We start from the raw sequence: 13,012 nt of genomic DNA on the forward strand, positions 1-13,012 counted from the left end.
GAGCGGAACGCAGACGGATGCGCGGCGCCGCAGGGGTGAGGGACCCCGCGACGCCGCGCCGGCATGCCGTCAGACGTGGGTGAGGGTATCCGCCTCTACGACCGCCGTGTCCGTGACCCGCAGCACCTGCCCCGACCGGATGTCGAAGAACAGGCCGACCACATCGATCCGGCCGGCCGCCACGGCCTCGCGCAGCAGCGGATGGGCCCGCAGGTTCTCCACCTGGACCGCCACATTGACCACGCCGAGCTGATCGGCGGCATCGAACCCCGCCTCCTCGGCGGCGCGCCGCACGGGGTGCCCCTCCTGGTAGGCGGCGACCGAGGGATCGGCGTGACCGATCCACTCCTCGATGCTCGGCGGCACCGCCGGACGGTTCATCGCCACGCCCATCGCGCCGCAGGCCGAGTGCCCGCACACGATCACCTGGCGGACCTGCAGGTTGTCGACCGCGAAGGTGAGCGCTGCCTCGAAGGACCCGTCGACGCCCCCGGCCGGGACCAGGTTGCCCACGTTGCGGACGGTGAACAGGTCGCCCGGGCCGCTGGCGGTGATCACGTTCGGCACCACCCGCGAATCGGCGCAGGTGAGGAACAGGGCCTCGGGCTGCTGGGCATCGCTGAGCTCGTCGAAATCGTCGCTGAGCAGCGAGGCGTGCCGGCGGTGGTAGCGGGCGATGCCGTCCGCGAGGCCACCGCGGGCGTGCGCACGCCAGGGCAGCAGGCCGCGCTCGGCCGGACGGTCGGTGGTGCGTCGCGGCGACATGTCGCCGGCCGCGTGGATCTGCGCGACGCCCAGATCGTCGATGGTCACGGTGCCACCCGATGCGCGGTAGCGGCGCACCCACTCGGTGATCTCCTCCGCCGACGCGTGGTCCAGGAAATCGACGGTGAGCTCGATCGCCACGTCCGACTGGGGCGGGACCGAGGCGAGCACCCGCGAGAGGCGGGGCAGCGAGAAGAAGCTGAGCGATCCGTCGATCGCCACGTGCCACCGTCCGGCGCTGTCCTGCGAGGCCTCGATCGATGCCCGGGCCACTCGCCAGAGCACCAGCAGGATGGCCACCACCAGGCCCGCGAGGACACCCTCGAGCAGGTTGAGGAAGAGCACGCCCAGGATGGTGACGGCGTAGACCGCGATGTCGCCGGTGCGGCGTGCGGTGCGGATGTGCGCGGTCTTGACCAGCTGGAAGCCGATCACGATGAGCAGGCCGGCGAGTGCCGAGGTCGGGATCTTCTCCACCAGGCCGGACAGGGCCACGGAGAACAGCAGCAGCCACACGCCGTGCAGCACCGCGGACCACTTGGTGCGGGCACCCGAGGTGACGTTCGTGGCACTGCGGACGATCACGCCCGTCACGGGCAGGCCGCCGAGCAGACCGGACAGCGAGTTCGCGGCACCCTGGCCGATCAGCTCACGGTCGAGGTTCGACTTGGGGCCGTCGTGCATCTTGTCGACGGCGACCGCCGAGAGCAGGCTCTCGACGCTGGCGATCAGCGCCACGGTGAGCACACCGAGGGCGACGGCGGCCCACTGTCCGGTGGGCAGCTGCGGCAGGCCGATGGCATCGATGATGGAGCCGTTGAGCTTGATCCGCTCCACGTTCATCGGCACCACGAGCGAGAGCACGGTGGCCGCGACGATGGCGACCAGGGCGCCCGGGACCTTGCGGAACTTCGGCGGCAGCTTCGGCCACACCATCATCACCGCGATCACCACCGCACCGACGGCGAAATCGGGCCAGTGCATCGACCCGATCCGCGCGGGGAGGTCCATCAGGTTCTGCAGCACCGAGCTCCGCGAGGAGCCGCCGAACAGCACGTGGGTCTGCTGGATCACGATCGTGACGCCGATACCGGCGAGCATCGCGTGCACCACCACCGGCGAGATCGCCAGGGCGGCACGGGCGATCCGGCTCATGCCGAGCATGATCTGCACCAGGCCGGCGGCCACGGTGATCGCGGCGGTGACCTTCCAGCCGAACTTGTTGATCAGTTCGGCCACCACCACGGTGAGGCCCGCGGCGGGGCCGCTGACCAGGAGCGGGGAGCCGCCCATCACGCCGCCGACGATGCCGCCGATGACGCCCGCGATCAATCCCGCCATCAGGGGCGCACCGGATGCGAGGGCGATGCCCAAGGACAGGGGCAGCGCTACCAGGAACACCACGATGGAGGCGGGCACATCGAAACGCACCACCTCTCTTAACTTCTCCTGCACGACGACTCCCTCACGGATCGGATCTGTTGCTTACCCCATCCACTGTGGTGACGGCATGTGTCCGCGTCGCCGCACGGGCGTGAAGGTTCGGTGAAGTGGCGCAGGACACGTTTCGCCCGCGAATTCAGCGGGCGGGCAGCGTCATTGCGAAGGTCGCGCCGGTGCCGGGGCCCTCGGATTCGACCCACAGATGGCCGTCGTGGGCGGCGACGATGCTGCGGCAGATGGTCAGGCCCACCCCGCTGCCGCCGCTGTCCCGGTCGCGCGCGATATCGGTGCGGTAGAACCGCTCGAAGATCCAGGGCAGGTGCGCGGCGTCGATGCCGTCGCCGTGATCGACCACGCTGATCTTCACCCGCCGGTGCGAGGCCATCTCCGCCACCACCTCGACCGCGGTCCCGGGCGGGCTGTGCCGCAGGGCGTTCGCGAGCAGGTTCGCCAGCACCTGCTGGAGCCGCTGGCGGTCGGCGCGGATCGTGGTGCGCCCCAGACGGGTCTTCGACGACAGCGCGACGTCCTTGTCCGCGTAGGCCTTCCGGGCGGCCGCCACCGACGACTCCACGAGTTCGCGCACGTCCACCTCGGACGGACGCAGATCCAGCGCGCCCTCATCGGCGTGCGAGACGGCGAGCACGTCCTCGGTCAGTCGCGCAAGACGGTTGGTCTGCTCCCGCAGCATGGTGACGGTCTCATCGTCGGCCACCACCACCCCGTCCTGCATCCCCTCGAGGTACCCGTCGAGAACGCTGACCGGCGTGCGGATCTCGTGCGCCAGATCGGTCAGTAGCCGGCGACGCGACCGCTCGGTGGATTCCAGGCGGGTGGCCATGTCGTTGAAGGCGGTCACCAGCTCCCCGGCCTCCGGCCCGAGCGAGACCGGCGCCACCCGCACATCGGGGCGGCCGTCGGCCACCTGCTGGGCCGCGTTCGCCAGCCGCTCCACCGAGCGATTGAGCCGGCGGGCGATCACCAGGCTCAGCGCGATCGACACCACGACGGCCGATCCGAAGCCGAGGACCACCGCGAGCACGTTCGCCGGTGTGGTGTTGTCCCTGGTGTGGTCCTTCGGATCCGGCAGCCGGATTCCCGCGAAGTGTCCCTCCAGGATGCTCGGCCACAGCACGAAATCGACCAGGGCCGTCATGGAGAGGGTCACCAGCGACACCAGGACCAGCAGAACCGCCATGCGGGTGCCGATCCCCTGCCGTGCCAGCCGCTCCCGAATCGGTTCGAGCACCGGTTCGAGAAGTTTCACCCCTGACCCATTCGGTATCCCACGCCGCGCACGGTACGAACGTAGCGCGGGTCGCCCGCATCGTCGCCGAGTTTGCGGCGCACCCGGCCGACGTGCACGTCGACCAGGCGCTCATCGCCCACCCAGCCGGCGCCCCAGACGGCCTCGATCAGCTGTCGCCGGGAGAAGGCGACGTTGGGGCTGCGGGCGAGCACCGCGAGCACGTCGAATTCGGTGGCGGTGAGGTCCACGGCCTGATCGCCCAGGCGCACCTCGCGCCCGAGCAGGTCGATCGCGAGGTCTCCGTAGGTGCGGTCGGTGCCGGCACCGTCGGGCATGCGCCGGGGGCGGCGCAGCATGGCCCGCACCCGGGCCACCACCTCGCGCGGGCTGAAGGGTTTGACCAGGTAGTCGTCGGCCCCGACGGACAGGCCGACGATCTTGTCGGTCTCGTCACCGCGGGCGGTGAGCATGAGGACGTAGGCGTCGGAGAACCTGCGCAGTGAGCGGCAGACTTCGAGTCCGTCGATCCGGGGGAGGCCGATGTCGAGGATGATCACGGCGGGGTCGAGCTCGCGGGCGAGCTGCAGGCCGCGCTCTCCGTCCATGGCCACCGTGACGTCGAATCCTTCGCGGGTCAGATAGTCCCGGACGAGCCGTCCGAGGGCGGGTTCGTCCTCGATCACGAGGACACTTTCAGTGTTCATGACATTCATTGTAATATGCGCATGTGGATATGCCAGCGCCGCCGGCGGCGGCGCCCACCGTGCTGGGAATGCTCGGGTGGGAGCCGCCGCAGTTACCCCTGCTCCCGGTACTCGCGGCCGTCGCGGCGATCGTCTACCTGATCGGCGTGCGCAGGGTGCGCGCCCAAGGGCGATCGTGGCACCCGGCGCGGGTGATCAGCTTCCTGCTCGGATGCCTCGCACTGGCCGCCGTCACCGGCCTGAAGATCGAGGCCTACTCCTGGCACCTGTTCAGCGCATTCATGTTCCAGCAGCTCACCCTGTCGATCCTGGTGCCGCCCCTGCTGGTGGGCGGGGCACCCGGCGTCCTGCTGCTGCGCGCCACCCCGCACCACGGCGCGGGCAAGGTGGTGCTCGGCGCCGCCCTGGGGCTGCTGCGCAGCCGGGCGCCCAGGATCCTGCTGCACTCCGGCTTCACCATCCCGCTGTTCCTGATCAGCTATTACGGCGTGTACCTCAGCGGCATCATCGACCGGATCGGCGGCAACTGGTTCGGTCACACGGCCCTGCAGCTGTTCTTCCTGGGCGCCGGGATCCTGTTCATCCTGCCGATCATGTCGGTGGGCCCGCTGCCGGGCCGCGACTCCTGGCTCATGCGCTTCTTCGACATCTTCATCGAGATGCCCTTGCACGTCTTCATCGGCGTGATGCTGATGATGGCCACCACGCCGATGGTCGCGATGTTCGCCTTCCCGCCACCGGAATGGGGCATCGACCCGGTGCGCGACCAGACCATCGCCGGCGCCCTCGCCTGGTCGTACGGCGAACCGGTCGCGATGGTCACCGTGTGCATCTTCGCGCTGCGCTGGCGCCGCGCGGAGAACCACGACTCCGAGCGGGCCGGCGCCGAGGTCCGCGAAGACGACGAGCGGGCCGCCTACAACGCCTACCTGGAGCAATTGCGCGGCCGGTAACGTGGGGACATGCAGCGAGCCCGCCTGGTGATCATCGCGGGCGCGATCTTCTATTCGGCGTGGATCTTCGCCCCCACCCTCGGCTCCACCCTCAACGGACTGCGGTCCTACGTGAGCGAGGTGGCGGCCACCGGCCAGCCCTACGCCCAGTTCTTCCGCGCCACCGACCTGCTGGCCGGCACCTGCTTCATCGTGGGCGCCGCGCTGTGGTGGAAGGCCGCCCGGCCCGAGTCACGATTCGCCTGGGCCTGGATGGGCGGCATGATCGTGCTGGGCGCGGCCACCATGTGCGATGCGCTGCTGCCGCTGTCCTGCACGCCCACCGCCGATGCCACGTGCGCCTACCGCGAGGCCAACGGGCAGGTCCCGTTCACCCACCTCGCGCACGCCTACTCCTCGGGACTCGCCGGAACGGGCGGGGCCGTGGCGGTGCTCGCCTGGGGCGCCTGGCTGCTGCGCGGCGGGCACGACGGTGCGCTGCGCACCGTCCGGCCCGTCACCGTGGTCGCGTTCGTCGCGGGACTGACCTACCTGATCGCGTCGGTGTGGACGCTGGCCGCGATGGCGATCACCGATCCGGACCTGTATCTCGGTGTGGCGCAACGCCTGCAGATCGCGGGGCTCACCGTGTGGCTGGTGCTCATCGCCCTGCCGATACCGGTACGCCCGCCTCCTGATCCGCCGCCTCCTGATCCGCCGCCGCCAGTACCGAGCTGAGCAGCCCGGGGTACACGTCCTCCACATCGTCGAGCCGGAGTTGCTGGCGCGCCTGCGCACCCTCATCGGCGCGCCGGGTGACGCCCGCCTCCCGGAGCACCTTGAAGTGATGGCTCGCCGTGGCCTTGGTGACCCCGTCGTAGAGCTCCGCACAGGCCAGCGGCCGCTGCTCGCGATGCAGACGACGAACCATCTCCAGGCGCACCGGATCGGCGAGCGCGGCGAGGACGGTCTGCAACGGGGCGACGGGGCTGTCGGGCATGGCTCTCGTTTCCTGAGATAACGGTTTGATCTTGATCGAACTTGACTGTACTCTCGTCTTGGTTCGACGTCCATCGAACTCGGAACCACCGGAAGGCATGCCGATGAGCATCACCGAGCACCAGCGCAGCGCGGCCCGGCCGCACCCGCAGGCCTGGTCGTTCGCGCTCCTGCTCACGCTGCTCGCACTCGCGCTCGGCGTCTCCGGGCTGCCCTCCCCGCTGTACCCGATCTACCAGCAGCAGTGGCACCTGTCGGCCCTGTCGACCACGCTCGTCTTCGCCGTCTACGCGATCGGTGCGCTCGGCGCGGCGCTCACCGTGGGCCCCATCTCGGACGCGATCGGCCGCAAACCCGTGCTGCTGGTCGCGGTCGCGACCATCCTGGTGGGCCTGGTGATCTTCCTGTTCGCCGGCGCCGAATGGCAGCTGATCCTGGCGCGATTCCTGCACGGCGCCGCCATCGGCTCGATCACCGTGGTCGCGGGCGCGGCCCTGCTGGACGTGCGACCCCAGGAGGGCGCGCGCAACGGCATGCTGTCCGGCGTCTTCCTCAACGTGGGCATCGCGGCCACCGCGCTCGGCGCCGCCGCCGTCGCGCAGTACGCACCCAGCCCGCTGCGCACCCCGTTCATCGCCATGGGCGTGGTGGTGCTGGTGATCCTGATCGGCGTCATCGCCCTCGTGGAACCGCACTTCGGGCGCACCGGCGGCCGGGTCCGGTTCTCCCGCCCCAGCGTTCCCGGCGAGATCACCTCCGACTTCTGGTTCTCCGGCATCGGCATCATCACCGCGTGGTCGGTGCTCGGCGTCTTCCTCAGCCTGTACCCGGCGCTGGTGCAGCACGTGACCGGGCACCGCTCGGTGATCTTCACCGGCATGCTGGTGGCCATGATGGCCGTGGCCTCCGCCGTGGCGCAGTACGTGGGCGGCCGGTATCCGGCGCGCCCCACCGCCATCGTCGGCGATCTGGGGCTGGTGGTCTCGCTGGGCCTGGCCGTGGTGGCCGTGCACTCCGGCATCACCTGGCTGATCATGGTCGACACCGTGGCCCTCGGCGCCACCTTCGGACTCGCCTTCGGCGGCTCCCTGCGGCACCTCGCCTCCGTCGCGCCCGCGCACGCCCGCGGACAGGTGATGAGCGCCTACTACCTGCTGGGCTACCTCGCGATGGGCGTGCCCACCGTGATCGCCGGCTACCTGGCCACCGAGTACGGCACCGCCGCGATCTTCCCGTGGTTCGCCGCCGCCGTCGCCTCCGGCTGCCTCATCGCCGCCGCGATCGGCATGCGCAGCGGCCGCGCGCGCCCCGTCGTCACCGAGCGGGTGGTCTAGTTCCCCGGGGCCACGGAGCTCGGCGCCGATGACGGAGCCGGACCCGAACCCGCACTCGGCGTGGTGCTCGGGGTCTCGTCGACCGGAGCGCCCCCGGCCACCCAGGTGGCCCACGGCACCGTCCAGTCGCCGTTCTGCCACTGCTCCAGCGGCGGACCGCCGGTGTTGCGGACCTCGACCACATCGCCCGGCTGGCTGAGCTCGAAGAACCACTGCGCGTTCGCGGGGCTCAGGTTCAGGCAGCCGTGCGACTCGTTGCGCACGCCCTGCGCGCCGATGTTGTCCAGCGCGTGCAGGTAGATGCCGTCGTTGCTGATCCGGGTGGCCCAGCCGATGGTCTGCTTGTAGCCCAGCCGCGAGTTGATCGGCAGGCCGTAGGTGGACGAGTCCATGATCACCGGATTCGCCTTGTCCAGCACCGTGTACACGCCGCGCTGCGTCCAGAAGTGCAGCGTCTTGCCGTTCACCACCTCGGTGCCGCCCTGCCCCATCGACGTGGGCATCGACCGCACCATCTGGCCACCCACGAAGACCTGCACCTGCTTGGTGTTGTCGTCGGCGATCGAGACGTGGGATTCGCCGATGCTGAAGGTGATCGCGATGTCCTTCTCGCCCCACAGTCCGGGGCTGACCTGCTTGCCGAAGGCGTTCACCTCGATCGAGACCTTGGTGCCCGAGGGGTAGTAGTCCTTGGGCCGCCAGGCGACCGTCTTATCGGTGGTCCAGCTCCACGCGCCCTCGACGGGCGGCGTGGTGGTCGCCTTGAGCAGCTTCTGCGCCATCGAGCGATCCTTGATCGGCTCGTCGAAGTGCACCACGGCCACCTGGCCCACGCCGTACACGGCACCGTCGTTGAGCGACATGCCGCCGGTGTTCTCGAAGTAGGGCAGCGTCTTGTTGGTCTCATCGACCACCACCGTGCTGAACGTGGTCTTGTGCTCGCGCGGCTGGCCGAGCGTCTCGTACTTCGCGACCAGGGTGTACACGCCGTTGTAGGCGAGCGGCTTGGCGGGCTTCCACGACAGCATGTCGGTGGACAGCTTCCCCTCCACGGCGACGCCGTTGGCATCGGTGAGGGTGACCGAGCCCAGCACGGCCTTGGCGATCGACACCGAGACCGGGGCGATCGGGCTCACGTCCTTCGCACCGTCGGCCGGGGTCACGGTGATCTCGGCCGGATCCTTCGCTGGGGTCGACGGTGCCGCGTTCTTGCCGCCCACATCGCCGATCGTGCAGGCACCGGCGACCAGCGGCACCGCCGCGGCGGCGCCGATGAGCACCGTCCGTCGCCCGACCAGCTGCTGACCGCCGCTCCGGGCACGTTTGAATCGCGTCACGTACATCCCCTCATCGTCGACCGCAGTCTAACGATCTCCGGTGACGTCTCCGTTTCCGAAACGCTCCCGGTGCACCGCCGCAGACAGCGGGCGCCGATCGCGCCATCCGAATCGTTCCAGGTCAGGGACTTCCTGGAAGCGTGTGACCGGTCCCACACATAACCACGCCACAATATGAACGTGTTCCGGTACGCCGACCAGTTCGCGCAGTGCGGGTTCGCGGTAGAAGGACACCCAGCCCACCCCGACGCCCTCCGATGTGGCCGCCAGCCACAGGTTCTGGATGGCGAGCGCCACCGAGAGATGGCCGGTCTCGTCGATGGTGTGCCGGCCCAGGATGTTGGCGCCGCCGCGGGTGGGGTCGTAGGTCACCACGACACCGGTGCGCGAGCTCTCGATGCCCTCGATGACGATCGGGTTGAAGGTCTCGCGACGGTCCTCGGGCAGCGACCGGGCGAAGTCATCACGGCACCGCCCCACGTGCGCGGCGAAGGCGGCCAGCGTGGCCGGGTCCTGCACCACCACGAAGTCCCAGGGCTGGGTGTTCCCCACGCTGGGTGCGCTGTGCGCGGCCCGCAGCAGCCGGGTGAGGCGGTCCTCGTCGATCAGCTCGCCGCTGAACTCGTTGCGCACATCGCGGCGCGCGCGGATCGCCTCGAAGACGTCCATCAGGAACCGTCGAACTGGCTCGCCAACGATCCGAGGGCATCGCCGGTGAGGCGCTGCGTGGTCCAGTCGTCCATCGGGACGGCGCCGAGCGCCCGGTAGAAGCCGATCGCCGGGGTGTTCCACTCCACGACGGTCCACTCCAGCCGCGGGTATCCGCGGTCGGCGCACAGCTTCGCCAGCGAGGCGATGAGCTGCTTGCCGTGGCCGCCGCCCCGCGAGGTGGAACGGACGTACAGGTCCTCGAGCCAGATGCCGTAGCCGCCGGTCCAGGTGGAGAAGGTGCGGAAGAAGACGGCCATGCCCACGGCCACCTCGGCGCCGTCTTCGCCGGGCTCGGTGGCCAGGTGCGCGAACACGGCCGGGTGCTCGCCGAACAGCGCCTCGTGCAGCTGCTCCTCGGTGGCGACGGCCGCATCGGGAGCCTTGTTGTAGGCGGCCAGCTCGGAGATCATCGCGAGCAGCTCGGGGACATCAGCGGGTGTAGCCGGGCGGATCATGAAGCTCCTTCGGTTGCGGCCGCGGTCTGCGCGGCGATCGCGGGCATCAGGCACTCACGGACCACCCGGCCCGCGGCGTACGGATCGTCGAAACTGATCAGCCCGTCCGGCGCCAGCAGCACCGAGTGCCCCACACGCGCGAAGATCTCGGCGATCGGCTTCGGATCGAACGGCGGCAGATCACCCTTGTCCTGGAAGCCCTCGATGATGTTGGCCGCGAAGGTCCGCCCGATCTCGATGAGCATCGCCCCGCCCTGCGCGATCATCGGCAGGCCCACCACCACGTTACCGTCGCCGATCCCGCGGATCAGCGGGCGCCGGTGCGCCTCGCGGAGGAAGGCCACGAAGCCCTCGGTGAGCGCCTCCTCCACCGTGGGCAGGCCCGCGATCTGCTGCTCGATGGTCTTGAGCAGTTGTTCGGCCTCGTACCGGATGGCCTGTTGGACGAGGTTGTCCTTGCGGTTGAAGCGGCGGTACACGGTGGCCACGCCGATGCCCGCGAGGTTCGCGACGTGCTCCATGGTGGTACGCGAGATACCGACGCTGCCGATGCTCGCCACCGCCGCAGAGAGGATGCTCTGCGCGGTCTGATCGTTTCTGCCGGGACTCACAACGTCCGATTCTAGGCTTGTGACCCCGCCGGGAAGGTTCATGATGGCAAGAACCGCCCGGAATTGTGGTTCGTTCATGCCACATCAAGGGCCGGTGGCCGGGCGCGACGGGCCGCGGACCGCACCCCAGCACCTCGTCGTCACCGCGTTCGTGCACGCGCGATTCGCCCCGCTCGGCACGGGGATTGCGTGGTGAGACAATGACTGACATGACCGACAGCCCGAGCAAGCCGAACCCCGTGCAGTACCTGCTGTACTCCTACGGGCGCACGCTGCCGGACTCGATGCGCGACTGGGTGGCAAACGATCTCGCCGGTCCCGGCGCCGCCGCGCGCACCGTGATCCGGTTCTCGATCCCGTGTTTCCTGATGCTGGTGCCGTTCTGGTTCGTGGACGCGGACTTCCTGGTCAAGGCCACGATGACGCTGCCGATCTTCATCCCGTTCGTGTACTTCGCGATCGCCCTGAACAAGATCTACCGGCGGGCGCGGCTGCGCTGGCACGGCCTCGATCCCGATCTGGTGGATCAGCGCGCCCGGGTGCGGGAGGCGGATCTGCACCGGGAGTACGTGGAGAAGTACGGGCCCCGGGGTCAGTGAGGCGCCGCTGATGTACGTCGCCGCACCCGACCGCTCCGATGAGGAGCGGGCCCGCGCCACCGTGGACGCCGCCGGTATCGGCACCGTCTTCTCCGCCGCCGGTGGCCTGCACGCGACCACGCTGCCCCTGCTCTGGGTGGGCGAGACGGTGATCGGGCATTTCGCGAAGGCCAACCGGCACTGGCGCGAGCTCGACGGCGCCGAGGTCCTGATCGTGGTGACGGGGCCGGATTCCTATGTCTCCCCCGGTTGGTACCCGTCCAAGGCCGAGCACGGTCGCGCGGTGCCCACCTGGAACTACTCCGAGGTGCAGCTGCGGGGCCGCGCGAGCATCCACGAGGACGCCGCGGCGTGCCGCGACATCGTCGCCCGGCTCACCGCCCGGCACGAGGCGGGCAGGCCCGCACCGTGGGGCCTGGACGACGCCCCGTCCACGTACATCGAGCAGCAATTGAAGGCGATCGTCGGGCTCCGGGTCGCGGTCACCGAGGTGGCCGCGAAGGAGAAGTGGAGCCGCGGCCGCAGCCCCGAGGACATCGCCGGGGTGCAGGCCGCCCTGGACGCCTCGGACCCGGTGGCGGCGGCGGAGATGCGCCGCGCGCGGGATGTGTGACGCACGTCCTACTATCGGATCATGGCGCTCAAAGAACTCGTCCAGAAGGCCGCTCTGTCGATTCCCACCCCGCTGGTCGCGGGCGGGGCGAAGGCGGTCTTCGGCCTCCCCACCCAGGTGAAGCGGCGGCTGGTGGGCCCCGCGCCGCGGGTCGACGGCAACGAGATGGATCTCGATTCGCAGATCACCCTGATGCTCCTCAAGGCGCAGGGCGTGGACGGCCTGGCCGGGCGCGATGTGGCCCTCTCCCGCGCCTCGATGCTCAAGCTCAGCGCCGCCGTCGGCGCGGGCACGGCGCCGTCGGTGGGCACGCGCGGACTGATGGTCGACGGTGCCGCCGGCCCCCTCCCGGCGCGGCTGTACACCCCGAAGGACCTGCCCGCGGGCTCGCCGCTGGTGGTCTTCTTCCACGGCGGCGGGTTCGTGCTGGGCGATCTGGACTCGCACGACGCACCGTGCCGGTACATCGCGGAGCGCGCCGGGGTGCGGGTGCTCGCGGTGGACTACCGGCTGGCCCCGGAGGACATCTTCCCGGCGGCCGCGGACGATGCGGTGGCGGCCACGCTGTGGGCGATCGCGCACGCCGATCAACTGGGCGCCGATCCGAAGCGGGTCGCGGTCTCCGGTGACAGCGCGGGCGGGAACCTCTCAGCGGTGGTCTCGCGGGAGTTGTCGCTGCGCGGCGGTCCGCAACCCGCCTTCGCGTTGCTGTTCTACCCGGTCACGGGCGCCGATCCGGCGAACCGCAGCCGCGACACCTTCGCCTCCGGCTACTTCCTGACGAAGGCGGACATCGAGTGGTTCCGGCAGCAGTACACGCCGGAACCCGGGCAGGACACCGATCCGAAGTTCCACGTGCTGCACGCCGACGGCCTGGGCGGGATCGGCCGGACCCACGTGGTGGTGGCCGGTTTCGATCCCCTGCGGGACGAGGGAGCGGCGTACGCGCAGCGGCTGCGGGACGCCGGTGTGGACGCCACCACGCAGCTCGCGCCCGGCGCGTTGCACGGATTCCTGAATTCGGTGGGTGTGAGCGCCGATGCGCGCGTCGATGTGGACACCGCGCTTGACGTGCTGCGAACCGTTCTGGCGGCGCGATCTTGACAACGTGGGTAGGCACATTGCACTGCCATGCGAACACGCATGTCACGAAAGGTGGCGGGCGTACGCGTACACCACGTATCGTAGGTTCTGCGGCCGTCATATGACGTCTCCCCCCACGTCGACGGCTGCGTGTTTGAGCCTTGATACCGGCTCCCC

General features: G+C 69.9%; 14 protein-coding genes. 6 read left to right on the forward strand and 8 right to left on the reverse strand.

The genetic code is table 11. The features are described from left to right. Positions 1–69 precede the first annotated feature (69 nt). The 3 genes from TTY48_RS08465 to TTY48_RS08475 form a co-directional block, all read right to left on the reverse strand. Positions 70–2,220, reverse strand: a complete 2,151-nt coding sequence (locus TTY48_RS08465) for a bifunctional SulP family inorganic anion transporter/carbonic anhydrase (protein ID WP_220657076.1) — start codon at positions 2,218–2,220, stop codon at positions 70–72. Between the two features lie 124 nt (positions 2,221–2,344). Beyond that, positions 2,345–3,475 carry a cell wall metabolism sensor histidine kinase WalK gene (locus TTY48_RS08470; protein WP_220657077.1) on the reverse strand — a complete coding sequence of 377 codons (1,131 nt, stop codon included), beginning with the start codon at positions 3,473–3,475 and terminating at the stop codon, positions 2,345–2,347. Beyond that, complete coding sequence (locus TTY48_RS08475) at positions 3,472–4,170, reverse strand: response regulator transcription factor (RefSeq protein WP_220657078.1); 699 nt, start codon at positions 4,168–4,170, stop codon at positions 3,472–3,474. The genes TTY48_RS08470 and TTY48_RS08475 overlap by 4 nt, the downstream gene beginning before the upstream one ends. 20 nt (positions 4,171–4,190) lie before the next feature. Between TTY48_RS08475 and TTY48_RS08480 the strand changes: the two genes are divergently transcribed. Both TTY48_RS08480 and TTY48_RS08485 read left to right on the forward strand, forming a co-directional pair. Next, positions 4,191–5,114 carry a cytochrome c oxidase assembly protein gene (locus TTY48_RS08480; protein ID WP_220658511.1) on the forward strand — a complete coding sequence of 308 codons (924 nt, stop codon included), beginning with the start codon at positions 4,191–4,193 and terminating at the stop codon, positions 5,112–5,114. Between the two features lie 9 nt (positions 5,115–5,123). Then, complete coding sequence (locus TTY48_RS08485; protein ID WP_220657079.1) at positions 5,124–5,831, forward strand: DUF998 domain-containing protein; 708 nt, start codon at positions 5,124–5,126, stop codon at positions 5,829–5,831. Here TTY48_RS08485 and TTY48_RS08490 read toward each other — a convergent pair. Next, the gene (locus TTY48_RS08490) at positions 5,755–6,093 is read right to left on the reverse strand and encodes a helix-turn-helix transcriptional regulator (RefSeq protein ID WP_220657080.1); all 339 of its coding nucleotides are present in this window, start codon (positions 6,091–6,093) and stop codon (positions 5,755–5,757) included. The genes TTY48_RS08485 and TTY48_RS08490 overlap by 77 nt on opposite strands. 103 nt (positions 6,094–6,196) lie before the next feature. Between TTY48_RS08490 and TTY48_RS08495 the strand changes: the two genes are divergently transcribed. After that, a complete protein-coding gene (locus TTY48_RS08495; protein ID WP_220657081.1) occupies positions 6,197–7,426 on the forward strand; it encodes an MFS transporter in 1,230 nt (409 codons plus the stop codon). On the opposite strand, the gene TTY48_RS08500 is transcribed toward TTY48_RS08495, so the two are convergent. Genes TTY48_RS08500 through TTY48_RS08515 form a run of 4 tightly spaced genes read right to left on the reverse strand, consistent with a single transcriptional unit; the run spans position 7,423 to position 10,540 of the window. Beyond that, complete coding sequence (locus TTY48_RS08500) at positions 7,423–8,763, reverse strand: Ig-like domain-containing protein (RefSeq protein ID WP_255585587.1); 1,341 nt, start codon at positions 8,761–8,763, stop codon at positions 7,423–7,425. The genes TTY48_RS08495 and TTY48_RS08500 overlap by 4 nt on opposite strands. Before the next feature lie 27 nt (positions 8,764–8,790). Further along, positions 8,791–9,432, reverse strand: coding sequence for a 5,6-dimethylbenzimidazole synthase (bluB, locus tag TTY48_RS08505; protein ID WP_220657082.1), 642 nt, complete (start codon positions 9,430–9,432; stop codon positions 8,791–8,793). Beyond that, the gene (locus tag TTY48_RS08510) at positions 9,432–9,929 is read right to left on the reverse strand and encodes a GNAT family N-acetyltransferase (RefSeq protein WP_220657083.1); all 498 of its coding nucleotides are present in this window, start codon (positions 9,927–9,929) and stop codon (positions 9,432–9,434) included. Before TTY48_RS08510 ends, bluB begins: the two co-directional genes overlap by 1 nt. Next, positions 9,926–10,540 carry a TetR/AcrR family transcriptional regulator gene (locus TTY48_RS08515; protein WP_220657084.1) on the reverse strand — a complete coding sequence of 205 codons (615 nt, stop codon included), beginning with the start codon at positions 10,538–10,540 and terminating at the stop codon, positions 9,926–9,928. The genes TTY48_RS08510 and TTY48_RS08515 overlap by 4 nt, the downstream gene beginning before the upstream one ends. Positions 10,541–10,740: 200 nt before the next feature. Between TTY48_RS08515 and TTY48_RS08520 the strand changes: the two genes are divergently transcribed. The 3 genes from TTY48_RS08520 to TTY48_RS08530 are packed head-to-tail and all read left to right on the forward strand — an operon-like array spanning position 10,741 to position 12,856. Next, positions 10,741–11,139, forward strand: coding sequence for a DUF5313 domain-containing protein (locus TTY48_RS08520; protein ID WP_220657085.1), 399 nt, complete (start codon positions 10,741–10,743; stop codon positions 11,137–11,139). Between the two features lie 10 nt (positions 11,140–11,149). Beyond that, on the forward strand, positions 11,150–11,752 hold the full coding sequence (locus tag TTY48_RS08525; protein ID WP_220657086.1) for an FMN-binding negative transcriptional regulator: 603 nt from the start codon (positions 11,150–11,152) through the stop codon (positions 11,750–11,752). Positions 11,753–11,773: 21 nt separating this feature from the next. After that, on the forward strand, positions 11,774–12,856 hold the full coding sequence (locus TTY48_RS08530; protein WP_220657087.1) for an alpha/beta hydrolase: 1,083 nt from the start codon (positions 11,774–11,776) through the stop codon (positions 12,854–12,856). Positions 12,857–13,012: the final 156 nt, after the last annotated feature.

Source organism: Tsukamurella sp. TY48 (assembly GCF_019656655.1).
Taxonomy (GTDB): domain Bacteria; phylum Actinomycetota; class Actinomycetes; order Mycobacteriales; family Mycobacteriaceae; genus Tsukamurella; species Tsukamurella strandjordii.

Excerpts from the sequence above, each read along its gene's own strand:
- TTY48_RS08475 (WP_220657078.1), bottom strand. The coding sequence starts at position 4,170 with ATGAATGTCATGAACACTGAAAGTGTCCTCGTGATCGAGGACGAACCC.
- TTY48_RS08480 (WP_220658511.1), top strand. The coding sequence starts at position 4,191 with ATGCCAGCGCCGCCGGCGGCGGCGCCCACCGTGCTGGGAATGCTCGGG.
- TTY48_RS08485 (WP_220657079.1), top strand. The coding sequence starts at position 5,124 with ATGCAGCGAGCCCGCCTGGTGATCATCGCGGGCGCGATCTTCTATTCG.
- TTY48_RS08490 (WP_220657080.1), bottom strand. The coding sequence starts at position 6,093 with ATGCCCGACAGCCCCGTCGCCCCGTTGCAGACCGTCCTCGCCGCGCTC.
- TTY48_RS08495 (WP_220657081.1), top strand. The coding sequence starts at position 6,197 with ATGAGCATCACCGAGCACCAGCGCAGCGCGGCCCGGCCGCACCCGCAG.
- bluB (WP_220657082.1), bottom strand. The coding sequence starts at position 9,432 with ATGGACGTCTTCGAGGCGATCCGCGCGCGCCGCGATGTGCGCAACGAG.
- TTY48_RS08510 (WP_220657083.1), bottom strand. The coding sequence starts at position 9,929 with ATGATCCGCCCGGCTACACCCGCTGATGTCCCCGAGCTGCTCGCGATG.
- TTY48_RS08520 (WP_220657085.1), top strand. The coding sequence starts at position 10,741 with ATGACTGACATGACCGACAGCCCGAGCAAGCCGAACCCCGTGCAGTAC.
- TTY48_RS08525 (WP_220657086.1), top strand. The coding sequence starts at position 11,150 with ATGTACGTCGCCGCACCCGACCGCTCCGATGAGGAGCGGGCCCGCGCC.
- TTY48_RS08530 (WP_220657087.1), top strand. The coding sequence starts at position 11,774 with ATGGCGCTCAAAGAACTCGTCCAGAAGGCCGCTCTGTCGATTCCCACC.